This is a genomic window from Thermostichus sp. OS-CIW-20 (genome assembly GCF_054061455.1).
In genome coordinates this window covers 53,217-79,464 of record NZ_JBSSEF010000004.1, presented here as the reverse complement: position 1 = coordinate 79,464, position 26,248 = coordinate 53,217, and the positions used below count along the sequence as shown (strand labels likewise).

Here is a 26,248-nt window from a genome sequence, read left to right as displayed (position 1 = left end):
TGTTTGGGGCCGAGGTCTTCTCAGGAGGAGGTCTATTGGCTAGAGTGAGGGCGGGGGGATGTTACAAGGAAAGCTTCTGGAATAGATGAGCCACCGGCAGGGCAAATCCTGGAATAACCTCTTCACCTTCTAGAAGATCAACCGATTTCAGGAGGCGGTCAGGCTCTTGAGAGCTGCGATACACCAGGACGTAGTGCTCGCTGGGGTGAACCAGCCAAACCAGGCGGCTGCCATTTTCAAAGTACTCCACCAGCTTGTCATGAATTTCTTCAACCGTATTGCGGGGGGAAAGCACTTCAACAGCCAGATCTGGAGCGCCTTCCAAAAATCCTGTGGGCAGTTCAGCCATGCCCTGCAAGCGTTCTTTAGCAAAAAAAGAGATGTCAGGGGAGCGCCAATTTCCACTCTTCATCTTAAAAGCAGTGCTGGAATCTAAAACGATCCCCAGCTTGTTGGACAAAACGTAGGGGGTCAAAGCTGCCAATAGGAGGCTGCAGACATAACCATGGAGTGCCCCCGCGCTTCCCATATCAATTGGCTTCCCATCAACAATCTCGTAGCGATGTCCCTCCCTGGACAACGCCATGAATTCTTCGGCTGTCCAAGCTCTTTTTCCCTGAGTTGGCACAGCTCCGACGGTCATCTGCAAACTCCTTGCTGCTCCTTCGACACCGCAAGCCAAGCCCGCAGGGATCCCCCAGCGGCTTTTCCTCGAGGGGGGACGCCAAAGGCTAAAATAGCCTAGCTCATCCTACTGTACCGACGGAAAAGGCACCTTGATCGAGCGCTACACTCTGCCCGAAATGGGCCAGATTTGGTCCACTGCCCACAAGCTCCAGACCTGGCTGCAGGTGGAGCTGGCTGTCTGTGAAGCGCAAGCGGAGCTGGGGCGGATCCCTCAAGAGGCCCTGCAGGAGATCAAAGCCAAAGCCGCCTTTGACCCGGCGCGGGTTTTGGCAATCGAGGCGGAAGTCAAGCACGATGTTATTGCCTTCCTAACCAACCTCAACGAGCATGTGGGCGAGGCGGGGCGCTACATCCACCTGGGCTTGACCAGCTCGGATGTGTTGGATACAGCCCTGGCCCTGCAGCTTGTGGCCTCGGTTGAGATCCTGCAAGCTCGCCTGGCCGATCTCATCGCTGCTTTGCGCGACCAAGCTCGGCAGTACCGCTACACCCTCATGATCGGCCGCACCCACGGTGTTCACGCCGAGCCGATTACCTTTGGCTTTAAGCTGGCAGGGTGGCTGGCCGAGTGCCTGCGCCACCAAGAGCGCCTAGCTCGCCTGCGGGAAGTGGTGGCGGTGGGCAAGATCTCTGGCGCCGTGGGCACCTACGCCAACGTGCCTCCCCAGGTGGAGCAGTTGGCCTGCGCTCGCCTGGGCCTGAAGCCCGATACAGCCTCGACACAGGTAATCTCGCGGGATCGCCACGCTGAATACGTGCAAACCTTGGCTTTGATTGGCTCTTCCCTAGAGCGCTTTGCTACTGAAATCCGCCACCTGCAGCGAACAGAGGTACTGGAGGCTGAGGAGTACTTTGCCCCCGGCCAAAAGGGATCCTCTGCCATGCCCCACAAGCGCAACCCCATCAAGGCGGAACAACTGACGGGGCTGGCCCGTCTCCTGCGCGGGTATGCCGTCTCGGCCCTAGAAAACATCCCCCTTTGGCATGAGCGGGACATCTCCCACAGCTCGGTGGAGCGGGTTATCCTGCCCGATGCCTCCATCCTCTGCCACTACCTGCTGGTGAACATGGCCGACCTGGTGCGCCACCTGCAGGTTTACACCGGCAACATGGAGCGCAACCTCAACATCTATGGCGGCGTCATCTTCAGCCAGCAGGTGCTGCTGGCTTTGGTGGAGAAGGGCCTTAGCCGCGAGGAAGCTTACCGCCTGGTGCAGGAAAATGCTCATCGCGCCTGGAACCAGCCCGGCGGGGATTTCCGCGCCAATCTGCTGGCGGATCCCCGGGTGATGGCTCACCTCAGCGAGGCGGAACTGCAGGCTTGTTTTGATCCGCGGCGCCACCTAACCCATTTGGACGAGATCTTTGCCCGCCTGGGCATTTGAGGATCCCCTATGGTTTGGCAGCGGCAGCACGTCTTGGGCTTGGCGGATTTTACTCCCGAAGAATACCAGATGGTTTTGCAGACCAGCGCCAGTTTCCAGGAGGTGTTGACGCGGCGGTTGCCCAAGGTGCCCACCTTGCAGGGGAAGGTGGTGGTGACGCTGTTCTTCGAGCCTTCCACCCGCACCCGTACCAGTTTTGAGCTGGCGGCCAAGCGCCTTTCGGCAGATGTGCTCAACTTTTCCCCAGGCACCTCTTCCTTGAGCAAAGGGGAGACGCTCTTGGATACGGCCCGCACCTTTCTGGCCATGGGATCCGATCTCTTAATCGTTCGCCATGCCCAGGCAGGAGTGCCCCAACAATTAGCTGCCGAGATCGACCGCCGCGGATCCCCTGTGGGCGTTCTCAATGCCGGGGATGGACTGCACGAACATCCCACCCAAGGTTTGCTGGATTTGTTTACCCTCTGCAGCCATCTGGATCCCCGGCGTCCCCGTCTGGAGTTGCTGCAAGGGATCAAAATTGCCATTGTCGGCGATATTCTCCACTCGCGGGTGGCCCGCTCCGATATCTACGCCCTGGTGGCCGCCGGAGCTGAGGTTCACTTAGCCGGCCCTCCCACCCTATTGCCCAAAGATTTTGCCCAGTTTGTGCCCGGCCATACGCTCCCTGTCCATTGGCAGCTAGAGCCTGCCCTCGAAGGGGCGCGTTTTGTTATCACCCTACGCCTGCAGCAGGAGCGCATGGGCGAGTTCCTTCTCCCCAGCTTGCAGGAGTACCATCACTTCTTCGGCCTCACGCGGCAGCGGCTGCGCCTGTGCCACCCAGAGGTGAGGGTTTTACACCCCGGCCCGGTCAATCGCGGTGTGGAACTCAGCTCCGAGGTGATGGAGGATCCCGGCTTGAACCTGATTGAGCAGCAGGTCACCCACGGCGTGGCGGTGCGCATGGCCCTGCTGTACCTCATGGGGGGCGGGCGGATCCCAGCTTAGAGCCCAGATCTTTCTCTGCTCGGGGAACATGTAGAGCTGCCCCACGTCTGGAGTGTTGAAGTCCATCTCCTAGCTAATTCTCTCTGTCAAAAGTCGGAAGAAGCTCTGGCCAGAGCTTTTCCCGCCCTGCTGAAATCATGTCCAAGCTTGCCGAGAGGGGAGCAACATCTTTGTATCAAATTTTACACATCTTGGATCTGGATCCAGTTTTTTTGCAGCCGTCTAAGCTTAGCTCTTATTCAAGTTGTGTCCGTTTGATTGGTTGTCAAATGAGATAGAAGTTCAGTCAAACGAGATAGAAGTTCAGCAGCATAAGCCTTTTTGCGGATCCTGGGCTCCAGGATCCTGATTTTGCTGAAATCCAAACTGGCCAAAACCACCAGATGGAAAATCGAGGTTTGGAAACGAGCCAGCACACTCAAAAATATCGATTTTTCTCTTGACTTAACCCAAAGTTAACCTTTAGATATCCTTCCGTTAACTTTGAGGTTATAGAGTTGAAGATGTTGATTTGCCACAGATATTACCTATGCGAACCCTGCTTTCTGCTTTCTCCCTCACCGCTCTAACAGTAGGATTTCTAACAGCGACCTCGGCTCAAGCCCAAACCGTGCAAATCTCCGGGGCGGGCGCGACCTTTGCGGCTCCTTTGCTGCAACGTTGGTTTGACGCCTACAACCGCACCGTAGACCCCACTGTGCAAGTCAGCTATCAGTCTGTCGGTAGTGGTGCTGGCCTAGAGCAGGTGATCAATGGCACTGTGGACTTCGGCGCTTCCGAGGCGCCTTTCTCCGGTGCTCGTCTGGAAAGCTTCCGAGCTAAATACGGCTATGATCCCCTACAGTTGCCTCTGGCGGGAGGGGCCATCGAGTTTGCCTATAACCTGCCCGGCATTGAAGACGGAGAGCTCATCCTGAAGCGGAAAACCTACTGCGGCATCGTGACCGGCGAGATCACCCGCTGGGACGACATTCGCATCAAGGCCGAGAACCCAGGTATAGCAAACAAGCTGCCACCCCTGGACATCACCTGGGTACACCGCTCTGATGGTTCTGGGACTACCTTTGTGTTCACCAACCACATCAGAACTGTCTGCCCTAATTGGACAGCCGGTGCTGGTACTTCTGTCGAGTGGCCTGTTGGCATTGGAGCCCAAGGGAATGAGGGCGTAGCCGCCACCATCAAGCAGGAGCCAGGGGCAATTGGCTACGTGAACCAGTCCTATGCCAAGCTGGAAAAGATGGCCACTGCTCGCTTGGAAAACAAAGCGGGCAACATTGTTGAGTTCTCGACTGCGGCAGCTACCTCGGCGCTTGATGCTCCCATTCCTGATGACTTTGCGCTGTTGGTGCCCGACCCTGAAGGGCCAAATGACTACCCAATCGTGGGCTTGTTCTGGGTGATGCTGTACCGCGAGTATCCCGATCAGCAGAAGCTGACCAAGCTGGTGGAGGCTCTGAAGTGGACCCAGGGGCCAGAGGGTCAAGCCATCACCAAGGAGCTGGACTACATCCCTATGCCTGAGGCGGCTATCCAGCGGATCTTTGCAGAGCTGGATTCCATCACCGTTAACCCCAATGCGGTGCGATGACTGGGTTGCAGCCTGAACTCCACTAGAGTGGAGCTGGTGGCCGGCTGAGGAGGCAGATGAGGCTTTCTCGGTCGGCTGCTGGGCTTACCTTGCACGGTGGGATTTTTAGGAAAGTTTTGAACCGAAGATGATCATGGGAGAGAGGCTATGACTTCAGCGGCTACGGGTTATGGTTCACCACCAAACCCGGATATCGATGTTGACATTGAGAAAAAGGCGAGCCTGTCTCGGGCTGTTGATGTGGGCTTTGTCCGCCTGACGCTGGCCTTGGCAGGGTTTGCCGGCATTATCCTCATCTGGGTGATTCTTCAAACCACCGAAGCGGCTCTGCCGGCGATTCAGCAGTTTGGCTTGGGCTTCCTGGTTACTACCCGCTGGAACCCGGTGGAAAACATCTACGGGGTGCTACCACAGATTTATGGCAGTTTGGTAACCTCTCTGGTGGCTTTGATTTTTGCCATCCCTCTGGGCATTGGCACTGCCATCTTCCTGGCGGAAGGTTTTGCCCCCAAGTGGGTAACGGCGCCGATTGGCTTTGCCGTTGAGCTGATCGTGGCCATTCCCAGTGTGGTGCTGGGGCTGTGGGGGATCTTTGTGCTGATTCCAGCAGTGCGGCCCATCTTTCGAGCCATTAACCAGACGCTGAGTTGGATCCCTTTCTTGGGTGGCCCGGCTCCGCGGGGGCCCAGCTTGTTGATAGTGGCTGTGGTGCTGGGGATCATGATCTCTCCCATCATCATCTCCATTACCCGCAGTACCTTTGAATCTCTACCACGCAGCCTAAAAGAGGGCGCTTTGGCTCTGGGGGCAACCCGCTGGGAGACCCTCTTAACGGTGATGATCCCTGCCGGCCTGTCGGGCATTGTCAGCTCGATCATGCTGGCGCTGGGACGGGCCCTGGGAGAGACCATGGTAGCGGCCATGCTTTCCGGCAACGCCAACCGCATCAATATCTCCCTAATGCAGCCGGGATCCACCATTACTGGCTTGATTGCCTCTCAGTTTGGCGAGGCAGGACGCTTGCAGGTTTCGGCTCTCATGTATGCCGGCGTGGTGCTGATGGTGCTGACGTTATTGGTCAACATTGTTGCCGAGATCATCATCCGCAAGTTTCAAAACTTGGAGCAGTAACTTGGGAAGCAGAAAGAAGATAAAGGAGCACTGTTATCATGTCCGACTCAGCACAGCTTGCCCCTGAGAAGGTTGACATCGACATTACTCGTGCCGCCATTGCCCCTGTCCGCAATTACACAGGCATTGTCCTAACCCTGCTGAGTGGCCTCTCTGTGGCGGTGATCATAGCTTCCCTATCTTGGGTGCTGTGGGATGTGGGCAAGGAAGGCATCCAGCGGATAAATTGGGATGTCCTCACCCAGACCCGCTACCCTGCCCCTGGCCTGGCGGAAGGGGGCTTTGGTCACGCAATTGTCGGCAATTTAATGGTGCTGGCTACGGGGGCGGCTTTGAGCTTTCCCTTCGGCATCTTGGCGGCAGTGTACTTGTCTGAATTCGGTCGCGGCACCCGCTTGGCTTATCTGGTTAAGTTTTCCTGCAATGTGCTCACGGGGGTACCGGCCATTCTCTGCGGCCTGTTTGCCTATGCTGTGGTGGTGAGGGGATCCGGCTTTTCGGCTTTCTCGGGAGGGGTGGCTTTTGGCGTGCTGATGCTGCCGATTGTCCTCCGCTCCACCGAGGAGGCGTTGCTGCTGGTTTCGCCCGACATGCGCTTGGCTTCCCTTGGCCTGGGCTCAAATCGCTTTCAGACCACAATGCGCGTTGTTTTGCCGGCAGCGGCACCGGCCATCGTAACCGGGCTAATCCTGGCTTTGGCCCGAGCGGCAGGCGAGGCTGCACCTCTGCTCTTTACCGCCTTCAACAACAATTTCTGGTCTACTAATCTATTTGGCCCGGTGGCTACCTTGCCGGTGATGGTCTACTTTTTCTCCATCATTCCCTACAGGGTGCAGCAGGAGCTGGCTTGGGCGGGCGCTTTGGTTTTGTTAGCCATTGTTTTGGCGGCCAGCTTGATCGCTCGCTTTTTGGTGTACAAGACCAGGAAATAGCCTGAGGATTCTCAACAAAGTCTTGAATCGAACTCTTCGTCGAACTCTAGCTCTTTTTGTGAGTGCTGCCATGCAAACTCAATCTCTTAACCAGACCTCTTACGTTTTCAGGACCGAGAACCTGAATGTCTACTATGGCTCCAATCTGGCGGTAAGAAATGTTACTCTGGACATCCCAGCCCGACAGATTACTGCGTTTATCGGCCCTTCCGGCTGTGGCAAAAGCACGATTCTGCGCTGTTTTAACCGCACCAACGATTTGATCCCCGGTGCTCGTGTAGAGGGCAAGCTCACCTACCACGGCAAGGATCTCTACGCCAAAGAGGTCGATCCGGTGGCGGTGCGGCGGCGTATCGGCATGGTCTTCCAAAAGCCCAATCCCTTCCCCAAAAGCATTTACGACAACGTGGCCTACGGCCCGCGGGTGCTGGGGATGAAGGTGGACTTGGACGAGGTGGTGGAAACTTCGCTGAAGCGGGCCGCCCTCTGGGACGAGGTGAAAGACAAGTTGAAAGAAAACGGCCAGTCTTTGTCCGGGGGGCAGCAGCAGCGCTTGTGTATTGCCCGCGCCCTGGCGGTGCAGCCGGATGTGATTTTAATGGACGAGCCCTGCTCGGCGTTGGATCCCATCTCCACCCGTCGCATCGAGGAGCTGATGAAGGAGTTGGAGCAGGACTACACCATCATCATCGTCACCCACAACATGCAGCAGGCCAGCCGTGTCTCGGATATGACGGCTTTTTTTAGCGTGGAGCTGGTGGGATCCAACCGCGTGGGCGAACTGGTGGAGTTCGACCGGACGGAAGTGATCTTCAACAGCCCCGCCAAAGAGGCGACCCGAGACTACGTGGAAGGCCGCTTCGGCTAAAGCAGGGATCCCTGGGGAGGAATTTTGTTGGATACTGTTCTCGACAAGCCTTTTCGCCGGCCATTTCTTGAATAAGCTGGCATTCGATGGGGATCCCGATGACCGTTGCCGCCTCTGAAAAGCTGCAGGCCTTGCTTTCTCAGCTGGCCGACCTGGAAACTGTTACCGATCCGGCGCAAGTTGCCAAGTTATCGCTGGACTTTTACCACTACAGCCCTGTGCTCAGCCGGCAGTTGAGCGACAAGCGAGGGGACTTGGTGGTGCGCCCGGCGGACGAACAAGAGGTTGTGCGGGTGGCAGCAGCCTGTGCCAAGTGGAGAGTTCCCCTGACGGTGCGCGGTGCCGGTACCGGTAATTACGGCCAATGTATCCCGCTGGCCGGGGGCGTGATCCTGGACATGAGCAAGCTCAACCAGGTGATCTGGGCCAAGCCGGGTCTGGCGCGGGTGCAGGCGGGGGCCAAGCTGATGGCCATCGACAAACAGACCCGCGAGCTGGGCTGGGAGATCCGTATGGCCCCTTCCACCTACCGTACGGCCACTATTGGGGGGTTCATTGCCGGGGGCAGCGGCGGCATTGGCTCTGTGACCTACGGCCAATTGCTGGATCGGGGCAACATCTTGGGGCTGCGGGTGATCACAGTCGAAGAGGAGCCGCGGGCCCTGGAGCTGCGGGGAGACGACGTGTTTAAAGTCAGCCATGCCTGGGGCCTCAACGGGATCATCACAGAAGTAGAGATCCCGCTGGCGCCGGCCTACCCATGGGCAGAGCTGGTGGTGGCCTTTCCCCCTGAGGTGGGGTTTATGCCCTGCGCCCACTTTGGGCAGGCCCTGGCCGAGGCAGATGGGATCCTCAAGAAACTCATCAGCCTGCACGCTTGGCCGATCCCTCGTTACTTCGTCCCCCTGCAGGACTACTTGCCCCAGGGATCCGCCGTGGCCCTGGTGATGGTGGCCGAGCCCAGCCTGGAGCCGTTGCTGGAGCTAATTCGGGAACATGGCGGCCAGGTGGTCTACAACAAAACGGCGCAGGAGGCGGCCAAGGGGATCTCGCTGGGGGAATTTTCCTGGAACCACACCACCCTGCACTGCCGCAGCGTGGATCCCAATTTGACCTATCTACAATCGATTTTCCCGCCCGACCGGGAGCTGAAGTTGGTGCAGCACCTGTACGAGCACTTTGGCGACGAAGTGCTGATGCACCTGGAATGGATTCGCATACGCGGCCAGGTTGCCCCGGTCGGCCTGCAAATTGTGCGCTTTACCACTGAAGAACGCCTCAACGAGATCATGCGCTATCACGAGGCGCAGGGAGTCTTCATCGCCAACCCTCACACCTACATCATCGAAGAGGGGGGTCGCAAGGTGATGGATCCGCGCCAGATCCGATTCAAGGAAGAAGTGGATCCCTACGGGTTGCTTAACCCCGGCAAGATGCGCAGTTGGCAAGGGCGGGCTTCTGCTTGACAGTGCCGAGAGGTCTCTATCCTTAGGCGATCTCTGAGTTTCCTCTTCCAAAAGGAGAGGGGCTTGGCAGCCAATCTTCTGCCAAGGCCAGCTCCAAAGCATAGGGACAAGTCTCCGGAAAGGCCGAGATATCCATACCGGTTTGCTGAGCTGCATGGCGGCGTGCCCGTTGATAGCTCTTTTCCAGTTGCTCGGCCAGATATCCTCTTAAGCTGGGGCTATCTTCGAGGGCCAATTCAATTTGGGTTCGCGCATCTGTGATGGAATCCAACCAGCTATCTGAGCGGCGCTGAGGTTGATATTGCCACTTGAGCAAATGCAGGAGAAGGCGAGTTAATTGGCTGGTCATCCCTCGCCGTTCGCTCTTACCCAAATCCTCAACCTCTTCAATTAAATGGATTAGATCAATTTCTTGCCAACGTCCCTCCCGCAAGAGCTGGGTTGTTTGGGCAATCCACAAGTTAAAATCTGCAAAGTATAGGTTGCTCACGGTTCTATCCTGCCGCCTGTATGTAGTCGTTTCAGCTCCAGCCGGGACAATGCCCTCCTGCCCAACTTCTCAATCTCAGAGATCCTGGCACTCTGAATATCTCAGCCTAATCGCCGCTGACCCTGCAGTTAAGCTATCGTTCGCTGCGGGGACTATCTATCCAAGATTTTAACTACAGTAGTAATTGATGGCCAAAGCCCCTACTAAAGTGAACTGAAAAGTCAGGAGCACCAAGTAGAAAATGGCGCGGGGCCTGAACAAAGTCAGCATCAAGCCAATGGCCTTCAGGTCCACCATCGGCCCAAACACCATAAAGGCCAACAGGGATCCCGGCGTGAAGGTGGCGGCAAAGGAGAGGGCAAAAAAGGCATCCACCGTCGAGCAAATGGAGATGATCCCGGCCAGCGCCATCATGATCAGGATCGAGACCAGCGCATCTTGGCCATAATCCAGCACAAACGAACGCGGGATCACCGTCTGCACGAAGGCCGCTACTGCCGAGCCCAGGATGAGCACGGATCCCAGCTCGCGAATCTCTCTAGCCCAGGTTTGCAGCAGCAGCAATCCCTTTTGCCGCCAAGAGAGAGCAGGGGCAGCGGCCAGCGCCGCCCGATACACCTCTTCAGCCCTCTGCAGAGTGGCCAGGGATCCGCCAGAGGGAGCAGGGCCTCGCGAGCCAATCCAGAAGGTGCCCCCCTGCAACAACGGCGAGCGGGAGGTGCTTTTCAGAGCTGCCTCTTGGCAGCGGTTGCGCTGCAGCTCTCGCCAAACCGCCGGTTGCAACAAAGGCTCCAGATCTTTTTGCACGCTGAAGAGCAAGCCGATGGCCACCGCAATGCCAAAAGAAAAAAGAACCCGGTAGGCCACCAGCTCCGGCATGTTGCGAAAGGCAATCCACGTGGAAAAGATCACCACCGGGTTAAACACCGGCGCTGCCAACAAAAAAGCCACCGCCACATGGGGTGGGATCCCCTTGATCACCAGTTGCCGGGCCACCGGCAGGTTGCCGCACTCGCACACCGGAAAAAAGAACCCCAAAGCACCGCCAGCCACCGCGCTGCCGATTTTGCCTTTGGGCAGGAAGCGGGCCAACTGGGATCCCTCTACAAACACCGCCATCAGCCCCGAAAGGAACACCCCCAAGAGCAAAAAGGGCATGGCCTGCACCACGATGCTCAAAAAGAGGGTGAACCCATCGCGCCAGAGAGGAGAATCCAAAAGGCTCAACGCACCACCTCACACCAATTTGGGCTCTATTGAGTTGGGATCCCGGCCCAGCGCCCTGTCAAACGGCTCTCAACCCCGCTCTTCTATAGGGATGTAGCGTTGCTGGCGTTCACCTGTGTACACCTGGGTGGGTCGGAAAAGCCGATTATCGGACAACTGCTCCCGCCAATGGGCCAGCCAACCCGCCGCTCGGGCAATGGCAAACACCGGTGTAAACAAATCTTCTGGGATCCCCAGCTTGGCGTAGACCAACCCTGAGTAGAAGTCCACATTCGGGTAGATCCCCTTCGGCCCCAGCAACTCCTCACACACCCGCTCCACCTCCAGGGCAATGTCGTAGTACTTGTCGTGGCCGTAGCGCTCGAACAGCTCCTCTGCCAGCCGCTGCAGGATGGTGGCCCGCGGATCCTTCACCTTGTAAACGCGATGGCCCATGCCCATGATGCGCTCTTTTTTGGCCAGCTTCTCTTCGATAAACGAGCGCACATTTTCCACCGAGCCGATTTGTCGCAACAGCCTCATCACCTGTTGGTTGGCCCCCCCGTGCAACAGCCCCGAAAGGGTACCCACCGCCGTGGCCAGGCTGCTATAGGGGCTGGCCAGGGTAGAGGCGCTCACCAGCAGGGCAAAAGTAGAGGCATTGACTGTGTGTTCGGCGTGCAAGATCAGGCAGATGTCAAAAATGCGGGCCAACCAGGGATCCGGCTTCTTGCCGGAGAGCATGTAGAGGAAATTGGCGGCATGATCCAGGCTGTCGTCGGGGGGGATGGGATCGTTGCCCTGGCGCATCTGGTGAAACATCGCCACCATCGTCGGCAGCTTGGCGAGCAGACGGGTAACCGTGCCGAACACGTAGTCGGGATCCGCCTCTCGCACCGGATAGAACATCCCCAGACTGGCAACACAGGTTTGCAGGGCATCCATGGGGTGGCCCGACTCGGGAAACGACTTGATCATGTCGCGGATGCGGTATTTCACCCGCCGATGGCTGCGGACGGCCTGATCGAAGTTGTCCAGCTCGGCTTGCGTCGGCAGCTTGCCGAAGATCAGCAGATAGGCCGTCTCCAGAAAGGTGCTCTGGGCCGTCAGTTCCTCGATGGGAATGCCCCGATACTCCAGGATCCCTGCCTGGCCATCGACAAAACTAATGTTAGAGCGCGTGGCCGGAACGCCTTCTAGCCCCGGCCTGTATTCGCCATCCGCCATAGTCGGATCCCTGAAATGAGCCCCCCCAAGGAGAGAACAGGGGCGTCACTACATTCGCTACATTAAAGCAGATCTGGATCTCTGAAGCCAGATCCCGCCTTTGCCTACCCTGAGAAGGGCTTTGGCAACCCATATCAGCCAGGGTGAGAAAGACCCTGCTCCGGTATCAGGTTTGCCTCGGAGCACCTCGCCAGTTAATGTACGGGATCCCGACCGGAGAGTCGCCAGCGGTTGAGGCGAGAGAAGGTCTCCGGGTTCAAATAGAAATCAATGCCCCGCCTGCTCGGCAGCCGCTTGGGCTGGATGCGCCGGATCTGCTCTTGAGCCTGCTGCACTTCTGCCCACAGTTGTTCTGCCGAGAGCCATTCTGCGTTGTAGCCGCCGATCACCCACTGCTGGACGCGATCTGAGGTGGCCACCCGTACCCGATAAGCCTTTGCCTGCAACTGAGCACAGAGCCGTTCGATGCAGGCGTCGGCAGTTTCCCCGTAAGCAGTGTAGAAAATCTCGATGCCGGAGGGAGAACGCTCCTGTCGGGCAGGAGTGGGCTGGGTATAGGCGTCGTACACCACAGTCGCCCGGTAGCCGCGGAAAGCCACGTAGCTGGCCAAAGATTCCACCAAGCGCAGACGCGCCAAGTCCAGCAGGGAGCGACGTGCCAACTTCTTTAGGGTGGGCCAAGCTCCGATGATGTTGTAGCCGTCAACCAATAAAACTGTGGGGGAGGAAGCTGTCATGCATAGTGGTGGATCCCTTGCCCAGGATCGCACCAATTTGTATCAGTTTGCACCCTTATCCTAATCCTTATCAAAGAGCGCCGTAAAGACCCTTTTGAGGCTGGCCCACTCACAGTCTTGGGCTTGCAAGTGAACCAGGAGAGGAAGACTGCCTCAAAGACGCCCCCCAGGGGTTGCAAGTCCTCAAGGAAAGCAGTCGTAAGGGGTCTGCCTCAGGCCCAAAGCTTTTTTCTACGCGACTTCCCTTGAGCGGTTGGGTGTTACTTTTCGCCTGAGTTCGCCCGCAGGTTTGTCGAGAAGACCATTTTTACCGCACCCGAGCTAGCAAGTTAAGATGTGTTACGAGATCCGTCGGGACTTCTATGGGCGCAATACCGTCAACAGCAGCAGTAACCAAACCAGTGGCAACCCAGCCTCGACCGGCTTCGGCAGCGGCGGGGGCTGAGGTTACCCTGTCGCAGCCAGCCCTGCGCTACGATCCGGAGCAATTGGCCGAGCAATACCGGGGGCGCTGGGATCTGGTGCTGGGGCGTCTATTCCAGTTGATCACCCCCTTTTTGGGTCTGTTGGCCTGGGTGTTTTGGGATCGCTGGCGAGGGGTGGAGCTGAAAAATCGGCCCAAGCACGCGGCGCGGCTGCGGGAGATCCTCACGGAATTGGGGCCGACAGCTATCAAAATTGGCCAGGCTCTCTCCACCCGTCCTGACCTGGTCTCGCCTCTTTTTTTAGAAGAACTGGCCAAGCTTCAGGATGAGCTGCCCCCCTTCGACAATGCCACCGCCTTTGCCCTTATCCAGTCGGAGATCGGCCAATCGGTAGAGCAGATCTTTCGCGAGATCGGCCCGGAACCGGTTGCCGCTGCCAGCCTGGGGCAGGTTTACCAGGCCTATCTGCACACAGGGGAGAAAGTCGCCGTCAAGGTGCAGCGGCCCGATTTGATCGGGCGCATCTCCCTGGACATGTACATCATCCGCAGCCTGGCCGCCTGGGCCAAGCGCACCTTCCGCCGCATCCGCAGCGACTTGGTGGGCATTGTGGATGAGTTTGCCGGGCGGCTTTACGAGGAGATGGACTACACCCAAGAGGGCCACAACGCTGAGCGCTTCCTGGAGCTGTACCGCCACCCCTCCATCTACGCCCCGAAAATCTATTGGCAGTACACCCGCACCAAGGTGCTGACGATGGAGTGGATCGACGGCATCAAGCTGACCCAACTCGACAAAATTGCCGCTGCAGGGCTAGATGGACGGCACCTGATCGAGATTGGGGTTAACTGCTCCCTTAAGCAGCTTTTGGAGCATGGCTTTTTCCATGCTGACCCCCATCCGGGCAACCTCTTGGCCATGCACGACGGGCGGCTGGCCTACATCGACTTTGGCATGATGAGCACCATCCAGCCCCACCAGCGCTACGGCCTGATCAAGGCCATCGTCCACTTGGTGAACCGGGATTTTGTTGCCTTGGCGCAGGACTACGTGGATCTGGAGTTCCTGGATCCCGATACGGATCTCACCCCCATCATTCCCGCTTTGGAAGCTGTCTTTGCCGAGGCCCTGGGCAGCTCCGTGGCCGAGCTGAACTTCAAAAGCATCACGGATAAGCTCTCGGGGGTGATGTACGATTTTCCCTTCCGCGTGCCTGCCTACTACGCCCTGATCATCCGCTCTTTGCTCACCCTGGAGGGGATCGCCATCAGTTTGGATCCCAATTTCAAGGTGTTGAGCGTGGCCTATCCCTATGTGGCCCAGCGGCTGCTCACCGACCCGGCTCCAGAGCTACGCGCCGCCCTGCGGGAGCTGCTGTTTAACCAGGGGCAATTCCGCTGGAACCGCCTGGAGAACCTGCTGCGCAACGCCGCCAACAGCGAAGACTTTGACCTGCAGGGATCCCTGGAAAAGGCCGTCGATTTTATCTTTTCCGAGCGGGGGGCTTTCTTGCGGGAGCGGCTGGTGGATGTGCTGTTCTCCAGCTCGGGGAACGGCACCTCAGACGGCTTGGCTCATTTGCAACGTCTGTGGGAACTCCTCAGCCGCAACCCGACCTTTCAGCCGCTGCAGCTTCTGCCCATCGTCGCCAAGATAGCCACCAAGCCGGAAGCCCAGCAACTGGGCCGGCAATTGGCCTCCCGCTGGTTGCAACGCTCGGCAGCCCGGCTTATCCGCGACCTATTGTTGTCGGAGGATGAGAAAAAGCCCGTAAACGGGCACAACGGGAGCCCTGGGCCGATGAAAGCTGCAAAACCTGCTGCTGCCTGACCTTCCCCTTGCGCTGAACAGACCAGAACCTTTCTGCTCTGCGGGGCAACAAGACCAGCCTCCGGGAAAAAGCTTTGGGTTGCCCCGCGAGTGTCGGCCACTAACTAAGAAGAGCAAGCCGGGAAAATCCCAACGACATCTTTATGTTGAGAGAAGCAGGCAGAAGGAACTTTCCCGGCTGAACCCAATGGCGCAGTCTCTTCAGCGTAGTTCAGGTCTGCCCCGACGAGAGTCTACCTCTCCTAGCTGGCGCTCTCGTCTTTGGGGCTGACGGCATTGAGGGCTAGCGTCATCCACTCAGAAAATTCATCGCGGCGGAAAACCTGGGGGCAGGAGCGCGGGCCAAAACGCAGCAGGCTGGGCATGCCGTACTCCTTGAGGCGGTTCTGCAGCCAGGTGCCAACGCCGGTTTTGCCGTCGTTGGGCATTTCGGTTTGGAAGTCGCTGTACATCAGCAACAACTGGCTGCGAGATTGGAGCACAGCATTCTCTTGGATCAACTTCGGCAGGGAGAGGCTGGCGGCTGGATTGGCCCCTTTGATCCCTTTGGCCGATTCACGGCGACGGCTGCGGGAACGGGAGTTGGCATTTTCGCGGTTCTTACGGGCTTTCGGTTCAATGGTCATAGAATCTCCTAGACGACTGAGTGGTTCCCCAAAAGGGGTAAAAGCCGGAACTCGCAGGCTGAGGACAGAGCCCGCCGCGGAAGGTAGCTCGATGAGTCCAATGTTGGGGCAATCGCTGAGAAGAGGAACACACGCTCTCAGTTAAGCGAAGGGAGAACTGCGCCAGCTTGCCACAAAAGCTCGAGGTTCCTTGCCTGCAGCAGCAATCTACAGCGCGTCGAGTTCCTGGCCGCCCATCCGAGACTTGCCTTCGTCTTTCCTGGCGGAGGTTAGTTTGGTTACCACAGATCCGCAGGGTAAAGAAGCCCGGATGCTACCTTTTATATTGGCCTAAAACTGAACCGATGAACACTCTCTGGTCGAGCACAAATTTAGGTCTGAAGGTTTTGTCGCCCGTTGCGGATCACCCGCAGAGACTCCAACAGCCGCAGCTCTAGGTCTTGCAAAACCTGATCCACGTAATGATGGGCCTCCCGTTGTAGGCGCTCCGACTCCTGCAGCGTCTGTCGCCGCACCTCCTCGCTCTGTTGGTAGGTTTGTCGCAGCAACTGTTCTGCCTGCGCTTGAGCCTGGCGTAGGATGGTCGATTCGCTGACGAGCTGCTCGGCGCGGCGCTGGGCCACGGCCACGATCTCCTGGGCGTAACGATGGGCCTCGGCCAAAATCTGATCCCGCTGGCGCAGCACCTCCTCGGCTTCCTCCAAGGCTGTGGGCAGGTTGAGGCGGATGAAGTCCAACTGCTCCAGGATCTTCTCTTCGTCGATAAGGGTGCGAGACCAGAACAGACGAGGACTGCTGAGAATGGCTGCCTCCAGTTGATCCAAAGCCTCCTGGACGCGCATCAGCGCCAGGGTCTGTTCCCCAAGCAGGTCACCGGCGCGATTGAGGGCATCGGGGGGCAATTCTCGCATCAGGCCAGAGAGTGGGTGGCTGGGCTGAGCTAAGCAGGCAGGATAACGCCTACCATATCAGGTTCTCGCGGTTCTGAGCCTGGGCGGCTTCCCCCTGGTTCCTATCCCTCTTCAGCCGGGGGGACAGAAACCGGTCTCTGTGGCAAACTGAGGGGAAGTTGTTGGATTGCGATCTGCCCATGCCACAGCCGCAGCCTCCTCGTCGACTGGAAGATCAATTTGTGGAGAATGTCTCCCGCTACCCTACCTACTTCATTACCGTCTTGCTGGGGGGGATCTGGGCTGGCTTACAGCCTTTTGTTAACCTGTACCGCAAAAGTCCGACCTCGGCAGCCCTGGTTGTGCTGGGATCCCTGCTGTTGCTGCTGTTTGTCTATTTCACCCTGCGAGGCATGACAGGGCACACTCTCCTGCCGGCGTGGATGTTGCGTTGAGGGCAGGGGGGATGGACGAAGCGATAGAGTGGACGCCAGAAGCAGAGGCGCGCCTTAAAGAAATCCCCTTCTTTGTGCGTCCGGCTGCCCGTAAGAAGATTGAACAGTTTGCCCGCGAAGCCGGGATCCAGAAGATCACAGTGGCAGTTTACGAGCAGGCCAAGCAAAAGTTTGGCTCTTGAGGGATCCCCCCTGCTGGCCATAGCAGGGAGATTGGGTTTGCCGCTAGCTTGGTAGAGGTGTTCTCCTCTGTTTTTTGCAACTCATGGCAGATTGGATCCTGTTGGCACTGGTGGGTTCTGCAACCTACCTGCTGCTGCAAAAAAGTGTGGCCCGCCTCTCCAAGGTGCCCTGGCGGATCCTGTGGCTGGTGATGATGATGCCCCCTTTGATCTGGGTGCTGGGGCGTCAGGTGTTTCAGTACGAAATGCCCCCCCTGCTCATGTTGGGGCTGTTTCTGGCTTCCTATTTTACCAGCATGACTTTGGTACGCCGGGGGCGCCTCCGACCTCCAACGGCAGGCTCTCAACCGGGGGCGGAAAACACCTCGCCGGTTGCGGGATCGGATCGCGAGTCTTTGCTTGAAGCAGAGGAAGAAAAGGAGGACAGTGCTGCAGATCTGGCCTCGGCGGCTCTTGTCCACACCCCCATCTCGGAGGTGCCGCGAGAAAAGCTCAACCACTGCTTCCCCTGGAATGTTTTTTATTTGCAAAGCGTGGAGTACCGTCCCCAGGCCATCATCTGCCGCGGCAATTTGCGGGCGGATCCCACGGAAGCCTATGAGCGGGTGCAGCGCAATGTAGAAAACACTTTTGGCAAACGCTTCTTGGTGGTGCTGCAGGAGGGGTTTGCCGGCAAGCCTTTTTTTGCCTTGGTGCCCAACCCGGCGGCACGGCGCTCCCTAACCCGTCAGCAGGAGTGGCCTCTGCTGGCGCTGGGGCTGCTGCTGTTTACCTTTTGGACGACTCTCACTGCCGGGGCCCAGGCGGCTGGGGTCGGCCCTGACCGGCTGCTGCATCTCCCGTCTCTGCTGAAGGGGTTGCCCTACGCAGTTGGGATCCTGGCCATTCTGGGATTCCATGAGGGGATCCGCTACTGGGTGGCCCGCTGCCACGGCATCAAAACCTCGCTGCCCTATTTCATCCCGGTGCCCTTTGTGTTGGGAACTTTCGGGGCTTTCATCGAGCTGAAAGAGCCGGTGCCCAACCGCAAGGTGTTGTTTGATATTGCCATTGCCGGGCCGCTGGCGGGCAGCCTGGTTGCTTTGGCGATGTTGCTGCTGGGGCTGTCCTTTTCGGCGCCTGGGGATCCGCCGGCGGTGCCGGAGGGGCAGCCCACCCCAATTAGCTTCCATCGCATCGACCCACGCCTCTCGGTGCTGCTGGCGATCTTGGCGCGTATGGTGCTGGGGGATCAGTTGCAGCCGGGCCAGGTGATCGATCTGCACCCCCTGGCCTTTGCCGGCTGGCTGGGTCTAGTGGTGGTTGCCTTTAACCTGGTGCCGGTGGGCCAACTGGATGGGGGCCACATTGTCCACGCCATCTATGGCCAGCAGATGGGGGCCAATGTGGGGCGAGTGACTCGCTGGCTGGTGCTGCTGCTGGCTTTGACGGTGCAGCCCTGGCTACTCTTGTGGGCGCTGCTGCTGTTTGTCATCTCCAGCGCCGACGAGCCGGCCCTCAACGACGTCACGGAGCTGGACGAGGGGCGGGATCTGCTGGGGCTGGGGATGCTGACGCTGCTTGTGCTGATCCTGCTGCCGGTGCCACCCTTTTTGCAAAGCTGGCTTGGCCTGGCCTAGTTCGGGATAGGATCCAAACCACGTCAACCAGCTCAGCCCTGGCTATGCAAGCGGGTTTAATTGTCCAGAAGTACGGCGGCACCTCCGTCGGCTCCATCGAGCGCATCCAAGCCGTGGCCCAGCGGGTGGCCCACACGGTGGAGCAGGGGAAGCGGGTGGTGGTGGTGGTCTCGGCAATGGGAGAAGAAACGGATCGCCTGGTGGAACTGGGGGAACAGATCTTGCAGGGATCCCCGACCACGCCGGCCCAGTGGCGGGAGTGGGACATGCTCCTGTCTACGGGTGAGCAGGTCAGCATTGCCCTGCTGGCGTTGGCGCTGCAGCGCTTGGGCTACCCTGCCCTCTCCTTGACGGCGGCCCAGGTGGGCATCGTCACCACCCGGGATCACGGGCGGGCCCGCATTTTGCACATCCACACCGACCGCCTCTGGCAACACCTAGAGCGGGGAGAGGTGGTGGTGGTGGCCGGGTTTCAGGGCATCACCAGCCCGGCGGAGCTGGAGATCACCACCCTGGGGCGGGGGGGATCGGACACCACAGCGGTGGCCTTGGCGGTGGCTTTGGGGGCAGAGCTGTGTGAGATCTACACCGATGTGCCGGGGATCTTTACCACCGACCCGCGCAAGGTACCCGAGGCCAGGCTGTTGCCGGAGATTACCGCCGACGAGATGCTGGAGCTGGCCAGCCTGGGGGCGCAGGTGCTCCACCCCCGCTCGGTGGAGATTGCCCGCAACTACGGCGTCAAGCTGCGGGTGCGCTCCAGCCTGGAACCGTTGCAGGCGGGATCCGAGGGCACCCTCATTCTTGCTCCCCCTCCCCGTCCTCGCCCCGCCGACAGCAGCATTGAGCTGGGCCAGGCAGTGGATACGCTGGAGCTGGATCGGGATCAGGCCAAGTTGGTGCTGGTGGGAGTGCCGGATCGCCCGGGCATTGCCGCGCAACTGTTCCAGGAAATTGCGGCAGCCGGGATCAATGTCGATTTAATCCTGCAGTCGCTCCACCTCAGTGCAGCCGAGGGATCCCCTATCAACGACATTGCTTTTACCGTCAGCCGGGCGCAGGCGGCCCAGGCGGCAGCCGTGGCGCGGCAGGTGGGCCAGGAGCTGGGGTGTAGGGAAGTCATCGTCGATGAGGCGGTGGCCAAAGTCAGCATTGCCGGGGTGGGGATGATGGGCCGCCCGGGCATTGCCGCCCAGATGTTCCAGGTGCTGGCAGAAGCTGGGATCAATCTCCAAATGATCTCCATGTCGGAGATCAAGGTGAGCTGTGTGGTGGCTGACGAGCGGGCTGGGGAGGCCGCCCTGGCGCTGGGGGAAGCGTTCCAGGTGATCCCCCATTTGCATCGGGTCAAGGCAGCCCCTTGCGGGGATCCCCGCCCAAGCGACCACCCGGTGCGCGGCGTTGCCCTGGATTTGAAGCAGTCGCGGCTGGGCCTGCGCAAGGTGCCGGATCGCCCGGGGACGGCTGCCCATCTGTTTGGACGCCTGGCCGCTGCCGGTATCATCGTCGACACCATCATCCAAAGCCAGCGGGGCTACCACAACGGGATCCCCAGCACCGACATCGCCTTTACGGTGCCTCAGGATCAGGCCAGGGCGGCTGAGGCCGTGTGCCGGCAGGTGGCCGAGGAGCTGCAGGCGGCGGGGGTCGAGACCGACCACGACATTGCCAAAGTCAGCATCGTCGGTGCCGGGATGGAAACATATCCCGGCGTGGCTGCCCGTTTGTTCAAGGCTCTGGCCGACGCCGGGATCAACATTGAGATGATCGGCACCTCAGAGATTAAGGTGAGCTGCGTGGTGCGGCGGGAGCAGGGGGTGCGTGCCCTCCAGGCCGCCCACCGTGCCTTCGGGCTGGATCGACCCTAGTCCACCTTGGCCGCTAGCAAGAGAGGAAAGTGGTGGGCGTTGGGGGCGTGCATGGCCTGGATCCCCAGATTGGCGCGGTTGATCAAATCGGCGTAGGTGGGGATGAACCGGCCCTGGCTGTCCAGGAGGGACTGGTTAAAGTTAAAGCCGTTGAGGTTAAAGGCCATCATCCCAATGCCGATGGCTGCCGCCCAAATCCCTACGGTGGGCAGAGCCGCCATCCAGAAGTGGACGGAACGGCTGTTGCGCCAGCCAAGGCCGGGGATCCCCAGCCGCCCCAAGAAGGCGTAGTGGCCGGCCAGGAAGTTGTAGGTAACTTCTTCTTGGCCAAAGCGGTAGCCAGCATTGGCCGACTCCTCCTCCGAGGTCTCCCGGATCAGGCTGGAGATCACCAGCGAGCCGTGCAGAGACGCCAGCAGGGCGCCGCCAAACACCCCCGCCACCCCCAGCCAACTGGTGGGGTGCATCAAGATGTTGTGTTCCGCCTGGAAGGCCAGCATGAAGTGGAAGGTGCCGGCAATGCCCAGCGGCAGCCCCTCCGAAAAGCTGCCCTGGCCGATGGGATAGACCAAGAGCACCGCCGTCGCAGCCGCCGCTGGGGCGGAGAAAGCCACCGCAATCCAGGGGCGCATGCCCAGCCGGTAGCTCAGCTCCCACTGCCGGCCCAAATAGCACCAGATGCCGATTAAAAAGTGGAGCACGATGAGCTGGTAGGGGCCGCCGTTGTAGAGCCACTCCTCCAAAGAGGCAGCTTCCCAGATGGGGTAAAAGTGCAGGGCAATGGCGGCTGAGGTGGGCACCACCGCCGCAGAAATGAGGTTATTGCCCCCCAACAAAGAGCCGATCACCGGCTCGCGGATCCCGTCCACATCCACCGGCGGAGCGGCAATAAAAGCGATAACAAAACAGAAGACCGCCGCCAACAACGTCGGGATCATCAATACGCCAAACCAGCCGATATACAGCCGATTTTCGGTGCTGGTGATCCATTGACAAAAACTTTCCCAACTCCAGAGCCGCCGCGCGGCCGCGGAGCGACGAATGACCGTACTCATAGGCCAACTCCTAGAAAATTTCACCAAAGCCCCTCTCTCTTGGGCTTGCCAAGCCGACGTCAGGAGAGCGCCCGACAAGGCCTGGCCTGAGGGAGCTTTCTTCCAAACTAGACAGTTTTCGGGATGCCGGCAGGGATCCCTAACTTGCGCAGCCAGAATGTGAAACAAATTGATTTATCGATACAAATAGGCAAATCAGTGTTGCGATTTTGATGCATTGGTCTCAGCTTTTCCTGGGCAGCCAAAGCCACTTTCGCCAACCGAGAACTTCAGAGTTTCTTAAGGTTAAGGTCTTAAGAATTTCTTCAGAAAGGCAACCCAAGAAGGCTGAGATCTATCGTCCCATTTCGGCGTGAAACTCCTGCAGCGACTTCACCCCCAGGGATCCCGACTGCAGAGCGCGGATGGCGGCAGCGGTGGCTCTGGCCCCGGCCAGGGTGGTGACCAAGGGGATCTTGTAGGCCAGGGCAGTGCGGCGGATCTTTTGGCCATCTTGCTGCGCCTCGACACCGGAAGGGGTGTTGACGATGAGCTGAATCTGGCGGTTTTTGATGGCGTCGATGACGTGGGGCCGGCCCTCGTGCAGCTTGAGCACCTTCTCGACGGGGATCCCGTGCTCGGCCAAAACTTTCTGGGTTCCGGCAGTGGCCAGCAGGCGAAAGCCTAGCCTGACCAACTCCTGGGCCACTGGGATCACCGCCTGCTTGTCGCGGTCGTTGACGCTGATGAACACCGTGCCCTCTAGGGGCAGGTCCTGGCCGGCAGCCAGTTGCGCTTTGGCAAAGGCGCGGCCAAAGTCCGTATCAATCCCCATCACCTCACCAGTAGAGCGCATCTCCGGCCCCAGCAGCGTGTCGGTGCCGGGGAACTTGTGAAACGGCAGCACCACTTCCTTAACAGCCACGTAGGGCGGGATCACCTCCTGGGTAAAGCCCAGCTCTGCCAGGGTTTTGCCGCTCATCACCTGGGCAGCGTAGGCGGCCAGGGGGTGGCCAATGGCTTTGCTGACAAACGGCACGGTGCGGGAAGCGCGCGGGTTGGCTTCCAGAACGTAAACCTGCTCCTTCTGGACGGCGTATTGGACGTTAATGAGCCCCACCACCTTGAGAGCTTGGGCCAACTTCACCGTCCAGTCGCGGATCACCTGCAGCACAGCAGGGCTGAGAGTGCGGCTGGGCAAGACACAGGCAGAATCCCCGGAGTGGATCCCGGCCTGCTCGATGTGCTCCAGGATCCCGCCAATGGTTACAGCCCCGGTGTGGTCGGCAATGGCATCCACATCCACCTCCACCGCGTCTTCCAGAAACTGGTCCACCAGCACGGGACGGTCGGGATCCACCGCCACGGCTAGCTGCATGTAGCGCCGCAGGTCTTGATCCGAGTAGACAATCTCCATGGCCCGTCCCCCCAGCACATAGCTGGGCCGCACCACCACCGGGTAGCCGATGCGGCGGGCAATCTCCAGGCTTTCTTCCACGCTGCGGGCAATGCCGTGGGCCGGCTGGCGGATCCCCAATTCCTCGAGCAGGCGCCCAAACCGGCCGCGATCTTCGGCTATGTCGATGGAGTCAGGAGCAGTACCCCAGATAGGCGCTTGGGCTGCGGCTAGCCCCTGGGCCAGCTTCAGGGGGGTCTGGCCGCCAAACTGCGGGATTAGACCTAGCGGCTGCTCGGCCTCGACGAGGTTCATCACCTCTTCGTAGGTCAGGGGCTCAAAGTAGAGGCGATCAGCGGTGTCGTAGTCGGTGGAAACGGTCTCGGGGTTGGAGTTGACCATAATGGTCTCATAGCCAAGGCGTCTGAGGGCAAAGACGGCATGACAGCAGCAGTAGTCGAACTCAATCCCCTGGCCGATGCGGTTGGGACCGCCCCCCAGGATCATCACCTTTGGCTTGGCGGTGGGGAAGGTCTCGGATTCGCTCTCGTAGGTGGAGTACTGGTAAGGGGTGGCCGCCTCGAACTCGGCAGCGCAGGTGTCCACGGTTTTGTAGGTGGGGATCACCCCCAGGGCCTTGCGGCGATCCCACACCTGGGCTTCCGTGCAGCCGGTCAGGTGGGCAATTTGTCGGTCGCTAAAGCCCATCTGCTTGAGATGGCGCAGGTCTTCGGCCGTTAGGGATCCCAATTCCCGCCCCTTGAGGACCTGCTCCACCTCCACCAGCTCCTGCAGCTTGTCGATAAACCAGGGATCGATGTGGGTAAGCTGAGCAATTTCCTGAACGGAAAAGCCCATGAGCAGAGCCGTGCGGATGGTCAAGAGGCGGAAGGGGTTGGGGGTGCGCAGGTTGGCCCGCACCTCCTCTGGGGTGGGGAAGACTTCAGGCCGGTCGCTGCCAAAGCCGGGGCGGTCGATCTCCAGGGATCGCAAGGCCTTCTGGATGGACTCCTGGAAGGTGCGGCCAATGGCCATCGCCTCCCCCACCGACTTCATCTGCGTGGTCAAAACCGGCTCCGAGCCGGGAAACTTCTCAAAGGCAAAGCGGGGGATTTTGGTGACGACATAGTCGATGGTGGGCTCGAAGCTGGCCGGGGTTTTGCGGGTGATGTCGTTGGGAAGCTCCGGCAGCGTGTAGCCTACGGCCAGCTTGGCGGCGATCTTGGCAATGGGAAACCCAGTGGCCTTGCTGGCCAAAGCAGAAGAGCGGGAAACCCGCGGGTTCATCTCGATCACCCGCACCTCGCCGTTGGTGGGGTTGACGGCAAACTGCACGTTGGATCCCCCGGTTTCCACCCCAATCTCGCGCATGATGGCGATGGCGTAGTCGCGCAGCCGCTGGTACTCCTTGTCGGTGAGGGTCTGGGCCGGGGCCACGGTGATGGAGTCGCCAGTGTGAACCCCCATGGGGTCGATGTTTTCAATCGAGCAGATGATCACCACGTTGTCCGCCAGATCCCGCATCACCTCCAACTCAAACTCCTTCCAGCCGATCACCGACTCCTCCACCAGGATCTGAGAGACCGGGCTGGCCTCCAGGCCGGCGGCGCAGATCTCTTCAAATTCTTCTTGGTTGTAGGCCACCCCTCCCCCTGTGCCCCCCAGCGTATAGGCGGGGCGGATGATGAGGGGATAGCCGATCTCGTGAGCGATCTGCTTGGCTTCGGCCAGGCTGCGGGCCAGCCCCGAGCGCGGCACCGCCAGGCCAAGCCGCTGCATCGCCTGCTTAAACAGCTCCCGATCCTCGGCTTTTTCGATGGCCTCCCGCTTGGCCCCGATCAGCTCCACCCCGTACTGGTCCAAGATCCCGCGCCGGGCCAGCTCCACCGCTACATTGAGGGCCGTCTGTCCCCCCATGGTGGGCAGCAGGGCATCGGGGCGCTCCCGCTCGATGATCTGGGCCACGAAGTCCGCCGTCACCGGCTCGATGTAGACGCGATCCGCCATACTGGGATCCGTCATGATGGTGGCGGGGTTAGAGTTGACCAAGACGACCTCATAGCCTTCTTCCCGCAGGGCTTTGCAGGCTTGGGTGCCGGAGTAGTCGAACTCGCAGGCTTGGCCAATGACGATCGGCCCCGCTCCGATGAGCAAGATCTTGTGAATGTCGGTACGGCGCGGCATAGGGATCCCAGGGGTGGCAGGGTCAGCCTTCTATTGTAGAGGTCGCCTGCAGGTCAAGTTGCTCAACGGACAGGGAAACGTCCTGCTGTCAACGCTATCTTTGCGGCAAAGCCATCCATGGATCTGCCGATCGAGGAGACGCTCTACGGCCACTCCAATTGTTCGCAACGTTGATGGGGCCATTGTCAAAGTTCTGAAAGAAAGGGCTAGGCCTCACGGTGGGAGTGCAGAAGCCGAACATCGCAAAATCCTCAAGCAAGTCTTACTCCAACTTGCAAAAAAGTCCTTTGCCAAGTGCTCGGATCGATCCCAAACATTGGTGAAGATTCGGACTTCGAGCGGATGCAAGAAGATAACACCGCCCACGATGTATTGGCTTGACACGAGCGTTATCAACCCGTTCGAGCCTTCATAACAAGCCGCGGTAGCGAATAAAAATTAAAATCGCCGCCCAGGATCCCAGCGCCACCTTGATGGCCACCAAAATGTTGAGGATTGGGATCCAACCGCCGCTAAAAAGTGCCCCCAGCTCGCCCTTGGGTAGTTCCCAACCGGCCAGGGCGATTACAGCCACCCCGATAAACGTCACCACCGACAGCTTCTCCCACATCGCGGCTTGCCACCGCTTGTAGATGGCCTCCATCCAGGTCGAAGAGGCGGTGATCGCCACCAAGCCAATCGCCGTTCCTCCCGCCACGCCGGCAGCAAACCCCCCGCCCGGCGTCAGGTGACCCCGAATGGCCAGCTCCACCCCAATCAGAGCGGAGATGGTGGCCCCCACCCGCGCCAACACAATTGAGGGAATATCGGTAAACTGAGCTACATTGGCCGTCGGTCGCTCATCCGCCAGCAGGTACTGCGCGCCCAGAATGGCCGTAGAAAACACGACGACTTCAAAGACGGTGTCGTAAAGGCGGTTGCGCAGGATCAAGCCCGTCACCGTATTGGGCACGCCGCTTTCTCCGGCCAGAACCGCCACAGGCTCAAAGGCAGGAGAAACAGCTCCCGCGTCGGCAACCATGAGCTGCA

The 26,248-nt window shown here is 59.3% G+C and carries 23 protein-coding genes; 13 read left to right on the top strand and 10 right to left on the bottom strand.

Annotated features, from left to right (window positions below):
• Positions 1–61 precede the first annotated feature (61 nt).
• Positions 62–643: a Uma2 family endonuclease gene (locus ACVWXC_RS02940; RefSeq protein ID WP_011430559.1), complete on the bottom strand. Its 582-nt coding sequence runs from the start codon at positions 641–643 to the stop codon at positions 62–64.
• A gap of 133 nt (positions 644–776) precedes the next feature.
• On the opposite strand from ACVWXC_RS02940, the gene purB reads away from it, so the two are divergent.
• From purB to ACVWXC_RS02905, 7 genes are all read left to right on the top strand, one after another.
• On the top strand, positions 777–2,072 hold the full coding sequence (gene purB / locus ACVWXC_RS02935; RefSeq protein WP_457390961.1) for an adenylosuccinate lyase: 1,296 nt from the start codon (positions 777–779) through the stop codon (positions 2,070–2,072).
• Positions 2,073–2,081: 9 nt separating this feature from the next.
• Positions 2,082–3,062 (top strand): aspartate carbamoyltransferase catalytic subunit, encoded by a 981-nt coding sequence (locus ACVWXC_RS02930; RefSeq protein ID WP_414418722.1) that lies wholly within the window; start codon positions 2,082–2,084, stop codon positions 3,060–3,062.
• Between the two features lie 529 nt (positions 3,063–3,591).
• On the top strand, positions 3,592–4,653 hold the full coding sequence (gene pstS / locus ACVWXC_RS02925) for a phosphate ABC transporter substrate-binding protein PstS (protein ID WP_457390963.1): 1,062 nt from the start codon (positions 3,592–3,594) through the stop codon (positions 4,651–4,653).
• A gap of 147 nt (positions 4,654–4,800) precedes the next feature.
• The gene (gene pstC, locus ACVWXC_RS02920) at positions 4,801–5,784 is read left to right on the top strand and encodes a phosphate ABC transporter permease subunit PstC (protein ID WP_457390965.1); all 984 of its coding nucleotides are present in this window, start codon (positions 4,801–4,803) and stop codon (positions 5,782–5,784) included.
• Positions 5,785–5,822: 38 nt separating this feature from the next.
• On the top strand, positions 5,823–6,716 hold the full coding sequence (pstA, locus tag ACVWXC_RS02915; RefSeq protein WP_457390967.1) for a phosphate ABC transporter permease PstA: 894 nt from the start codon (positions 5,823–5,825) through the stop codon (positions 6,714–6,716).
• 70 nt (positions 6,717–6,786) lie between these two features.
• The gene (gene pstB / locus ACVWXC_RS02910) at positions 6,787–7,584 is read left to right on the top strand and encodes a phosphate ABC transporter ATP-binding protein PstB (protein ID WP_457390969.1); all 798 of its coding nucleotides are present in this window, start codon (positions 6,787–6,789) and stop codon (positions 7,582–7,584) included.
• Between the two features lie 98 nt (positions 7,585–7,682).
• A complete protein-coding gene (locus ACVWXC_RS02905) occupies positions 7,683–9,050 on the top strand; it encodes an FAD-binding oxidoreductase (protein WP_414348468.1) in 1,368 nt (455 codons plus the stop codon).
• Positions 9,051–9,072: 22 nt separating this feature from the next.
• On the opposite strand, the gene ACVWXC_RS02900 is transcribed toward ACVWXC_RS02905, so the two are convergent.
• From ACVWXC_RS02900 to ACVWXC_RS02885, 4 genes are all read right to left on the bottom strand, one after another.
• The gene (locus tag ACVWXC_RS02900; protein WP_099813135.1) at positions 9,073–9,540 is read right to left on the bottom strand and encodes a DUF29 domain-containing protein; all 468 of its coding nucleotides are present in this window, start codon (positions 9,538–9,540) and stop codon (positions 9,073–9,075) included.
• A 168-nt stretch (positions 9,541–9,708) separates the two neighbouring features.
• Complete coding sequence (locus ACVWXC_RS02895; RefSeq protein ID WP_099813382.1) at positions 9,709–10,758, bottom strand: permease; 1,050 nt, start codon at positions 10,756–10,758, stop codon at positions 9,709–9,711.
• A gap of 78 nt (positions 10,759–10,836) precedes the next feature.
• Positions 10,837–11,973 (bottom strand): citrate synthase, encoded by a 1,137-nt coding sequence (locus tag ACVWXC_RS02890; RefSeq protein WP_457390972.1) that lies wholly within the window; start codon positions 11,971–11,973, stop codon positions 10,837–10,839.
• A 194-nt stretch (positions 11,974–12,167) separates the two neighbouring features.
• A complete protein-coding gene (locus ACVWXC_RS02885; protein ID WP_011430571.1) occupies positions 12,168–12,710 on the bottom strand; it encodes an NYN domain-containing protein in 543 nt (180 codons plus the stop codon).
• A gap of 362 nt (positions 12,711–13,072) precedes the next feature.
• On the opposite strand from ACVWXC_RS02885, the gene ACVWXC_RS02880 reads away from it, so the two are divergent.
• Positions 13,073–14,965, top strand: a complete 1,893-nt coding sequence (locus ACVWXC_RS02880) for an ABC1 kinase family protein (protein ID WP_457390974.1) — start codon at positions 13,073–13,075, stop codon at positions 14,963–14,965.
• A gap of 242 nt (positions 14,966–15,207) precedes the next feature.
• Here ACVWXC_RS02880 and ACVWXC_RS02875 read toward each other — a convergent pair whose 3' ends face one another.
• The gene (locus tag ACVWXC_RS02875) at positions 15,208–15,591 is read right to left on the bottom strand and encodes a hypothetical protein (RefSeq protein WP_011430573.1); all 384 of its coding nucleotides are present in this window, start codon (positions 15,589–15,591) and stop codon (positions 15,208–15,210) included.
• Between the two features lie 371 nt (positions 15,592–15,962).
• The gene (locus tag ACVWXC_RS02870) at positions 15,963–16,502 is read right to left on the bottom strand and encodes an ATP synthase F0 subunit B (protein WP_228375231.1); all 540 of its coding nucleotides are present in this window, start codon (positions 16,500–16,502) and stop codon (positions 15,963–15,965) included.
• A gap of 179 nt (positions 16,503–16,681) precedes the next feature.
• Between ACVWXC_RS02870 and ACVWXC_RS02865 the strand changes: the two genes are divergently transcribed.
• The 4 genes from ACVWXC_RS02865 (at position 16,682) to ACVWXC_RS02850 (ending at position 20,605) form a co-directional block, all read left to right on the top strand.
• Positions 16,682–16,936 carry a DUF751 family protein gene (locus ACVWXC_RS02865; protein WP_041439081.1) on the top strand — a complete coding sequence of 85 codons (255 nt, stop codon included), beginning with the start codon at positions 16,682–16,684 and terminating at the stop codon, positions 16,934–16,936.
• 11 nt (positions 16,937–16,947) lie between these two features.
• Positions 16,948–17,118 (top strand): PCP reductase family protein, encoded by a 171-nt coding sequence (locus tag ACVWXC_RS02860; protein WP_011430576.1) that lies wholly within the window; start codon positions 16,948–16,950, stop codon positions 17,116–17,118.
• A gap of 83 nt (positions 17,119–17,201) precedes the next feature.
• Positions 17,202–18,737 carry a site-2 protease family protein gene (locus ACVWXC_RS02855; RefSeq protein WP_457390977.1) on the top strand — a complete coding sequence of 512 codons (1,536 nt, stop codon included), beginning with the start codon at positions 17,202–17,204 and terminating at the stop codon, positions 18,735–18,737.
• Positions 18,738–18,781: 44 nt separating this feature from the next.
• Positions 18,782–20,605, top strand: a complete 1,824-nt coding sequence (locus ACVWXC_RS02850) for an aspartate kinase (RefSeq protein ID WP_457390979.1) — start codon at positions 18,782–18,784, stop codon at positions 20,603–20,605.
• Here ACVWXC_RS02850 and ACVWXC_RS02845 read toward each other — a convergent pair.
• Together ACVWXC_RS02845 and carB are read right to left on the bottom strand one after the other, a co-directional pair.
• Complete coding sequence (locus tag ACVWXC_RS02845) at positions 20,602–21,660, bottom strand: photosynthetic reaction center family protein (RefSeq protein ID WP_414388432.1); 1,059 nt, start codon at positions 21,658–21,660, stop codon at positions 20,602–20,604. The two genes, ACVWXC_RS02850 and ACVWXC_RS02845, sit on opposite strands and share 4 nt — an antisense overlap.
• Before the next feature lie 334 nt (positions 21,661–21,994).
• Positions 21,995–25,219 carry a carbamoyl-phosphate synthase large subunit gene (gene carB / locus ACVWXC_RS02840; protein ID WP_457390982.1) on the bottom strand — a complete coding sequence of 1,075 codons (3,225 nt, stop codon included), beginning with the start codon at positions 25,217–25,219 and terminating at the stop codon, positions 21,995–21,997.
• On the opposite strand from carB, the gene ACVWXC_RS02835 reads away from it, so the two are divergent.
• Positions 25,200–25,634 (top strand): FitA-like ribbon-helix-helix domain-containing protein, encoded by a 435-nt coding sequence (locus ACVWXC_RS02835; RefSeq protein WP_414346946.1) that lies wholly within the window; start codon positions 25,200–25,202, stop codon positions 25,632–25,634. The two genes, carB and ACVWXC_RS02835, sit on opposite strands and share 20 nt — an antisense overlap.
• On the opposite strand, the gene ACVWXC_RS02830 is transcribed toward ACVWXC_RS02835, so the two are convergent.
• Positions 25,629–26,240, bottom strand: coding sequence for a Na(+)/H(+) antiporter subunit B (locus tag ACVWXC_RS02830; protein WP_457391038.1), 612 nt, complete (start codon positions 26,238–26,240; stop codon positions 25,629–25,631). The genes ACVWXC_RS02835 and ACVWXC_RS02830 overlap by 6 nt on opposite strands.
• Positions 26,241–26,248 lie beyond the last annotated feature (8 nt).

Excerpts from the sequence above, each read along its gene's own strand:
- pstB (WP_457390969.1), top strand. The coding sequence starts at position 6,787 with ATGCAAACTCAATCTCTTAACCAGACCTCTTACGTTTTCAGGACCGAG.
- ACVWXC_RS02880 (WP_457390974.1), top strand. The coding sequence starts at position 13,073 with ATGGGCGCAATACCGTCAACAGCAGCAGTAACCAAACCAGTGGCAACC.
- ACVWXC_RS02905 (WP_414348468.1), top strand. The coding sequence starts at position 7,683 with ATGACCGTTGCCGCCTCTGAAAAGCTGCAGGCCTTGCTTTCTCAGCTG.
- ACVWXC_RS02860 (WP_011430576.1), top strand. The coding sequence starts at position 16,948 with ATGGACGAAGCGATAGAGTGGACGCCAGAAGCAGAGGCGCGCCTTAAA.
- ACVWXC_RS02845 (WP_414388432.1), bottom strand. The coding sequence starts at position 21,660 with ATGAGTACGGTCATTCGTCGCTCCGCGGCCGCGCGGCGGCTCTGGAGT.
- ACVWXC_RS02930 (WP_414418722.1), top strand. The coding sequence starts at position 2,082 with ATGGTTTGGCAGCGGCAGCACGTCTTGGGCTTGGCGGATTTTACTCCC.
- ACVWXC_RS02885 (WP_011430571.1), bottom strand. The coding sequence starts at position 12,710 with ATGACAGCTTCCTCCCCCACAGTTTTATTGGTTGACGGCTACAACATC.
- ACVWXC_RS02940 (WP_011430559.1), bottom strand. The coding sequence starts at position 643 with ATGACCGTCGGAGCTGTGCCAACTCAGGGAAAAAGAGCTTGGACAGCC.
- ACVWXC_RS02835 (WP_414346946.1), top strand. The coding sequence starts at position 25,200 with ATGTCGGTACGGCGCGGCATAGGGATCCCAGGGGTGGCAGGGTCAGCC.
- pstA (WP_457390967.1), top strand. The coding sequence starts at position 5,823 with ATGTCCGACTCAGCACAGCTTGCCCCTGAGAAGGTTGACATCGACATT.
- ACVWXC_RS02870 (WP_228375231.1), bottom strand. The coding sequence starts at position 16,502 with ATGCGAGAATTGCCCCCCGATGCCCTCAATCGCGCCGGTGACCTGCTT.
- pstS (WP_457390963.1), top strand. The coding sequence starts at position 3,592 with ATGCGAACCCTGCTTTCTGCTTTCTCCCTCACCGCTCTAACAGTAGGA.
- pstC (WP_457390965.1), top strand. The coding sequence starts at position 4,801 with ATGACTTCAGCGGCTACGGGTTATGGTTCACCACCAAACCCGGATATC.
- ACVWXC_RS02890 (WP_457390972.1), bottom strand. The coding sequence starts at position 11,973 with ATGGCGGATGGCGAATACAGGCCGGGGCTAGAAGGCGTTCCGGCCACG.
- carB (WP_457390982.1), bottom strand. The coding sequence starts at position 25,219 with ATGCCGCGCCGTACCGACATTCACAAGATCTTGCTCATCGGAGCGGGG.
- ACVWXC_RS02875 (WP_011430573.1), bottom strand. The coding sequence starts at position 15,591 with ATGACCATTGAACCGAAAGCCCGTAAGAACCGCGAAAATGCCAACTCC.
- ACVWXC_RS02830 (WP_457391038.1), bottom strand. The coding sequence starts at position 26,240 with ATGGTTGCCGACGCGGGAGCTGTTTCTCCTGCCTTTGAGCCTGTGGCG.
- ACVWXC_RS02850 (WP_457390979.1), top strand. The coding sequence starts at position 18,782 with ATGCAAGCGGGTTTAATTGTCCAGAAGTACGGCGGCACCTCCGTCGGC.
- ACVWXC_RS02865 (WP_041439081.1), top strand. The coding sequence starts at position 16,682 with ATGCCACAGCCGCAGCCTCCTCGTCGACTGGAAGATCAATTTGTGGAG.
- ACVWXC_RS02855 (WP_457390977.1), top strand. The coding sequence starts at position 17,202 with ATGGCAGATTGGATCCTGTTGGCACTGGTGGGTTCTGCAACCTACCTG.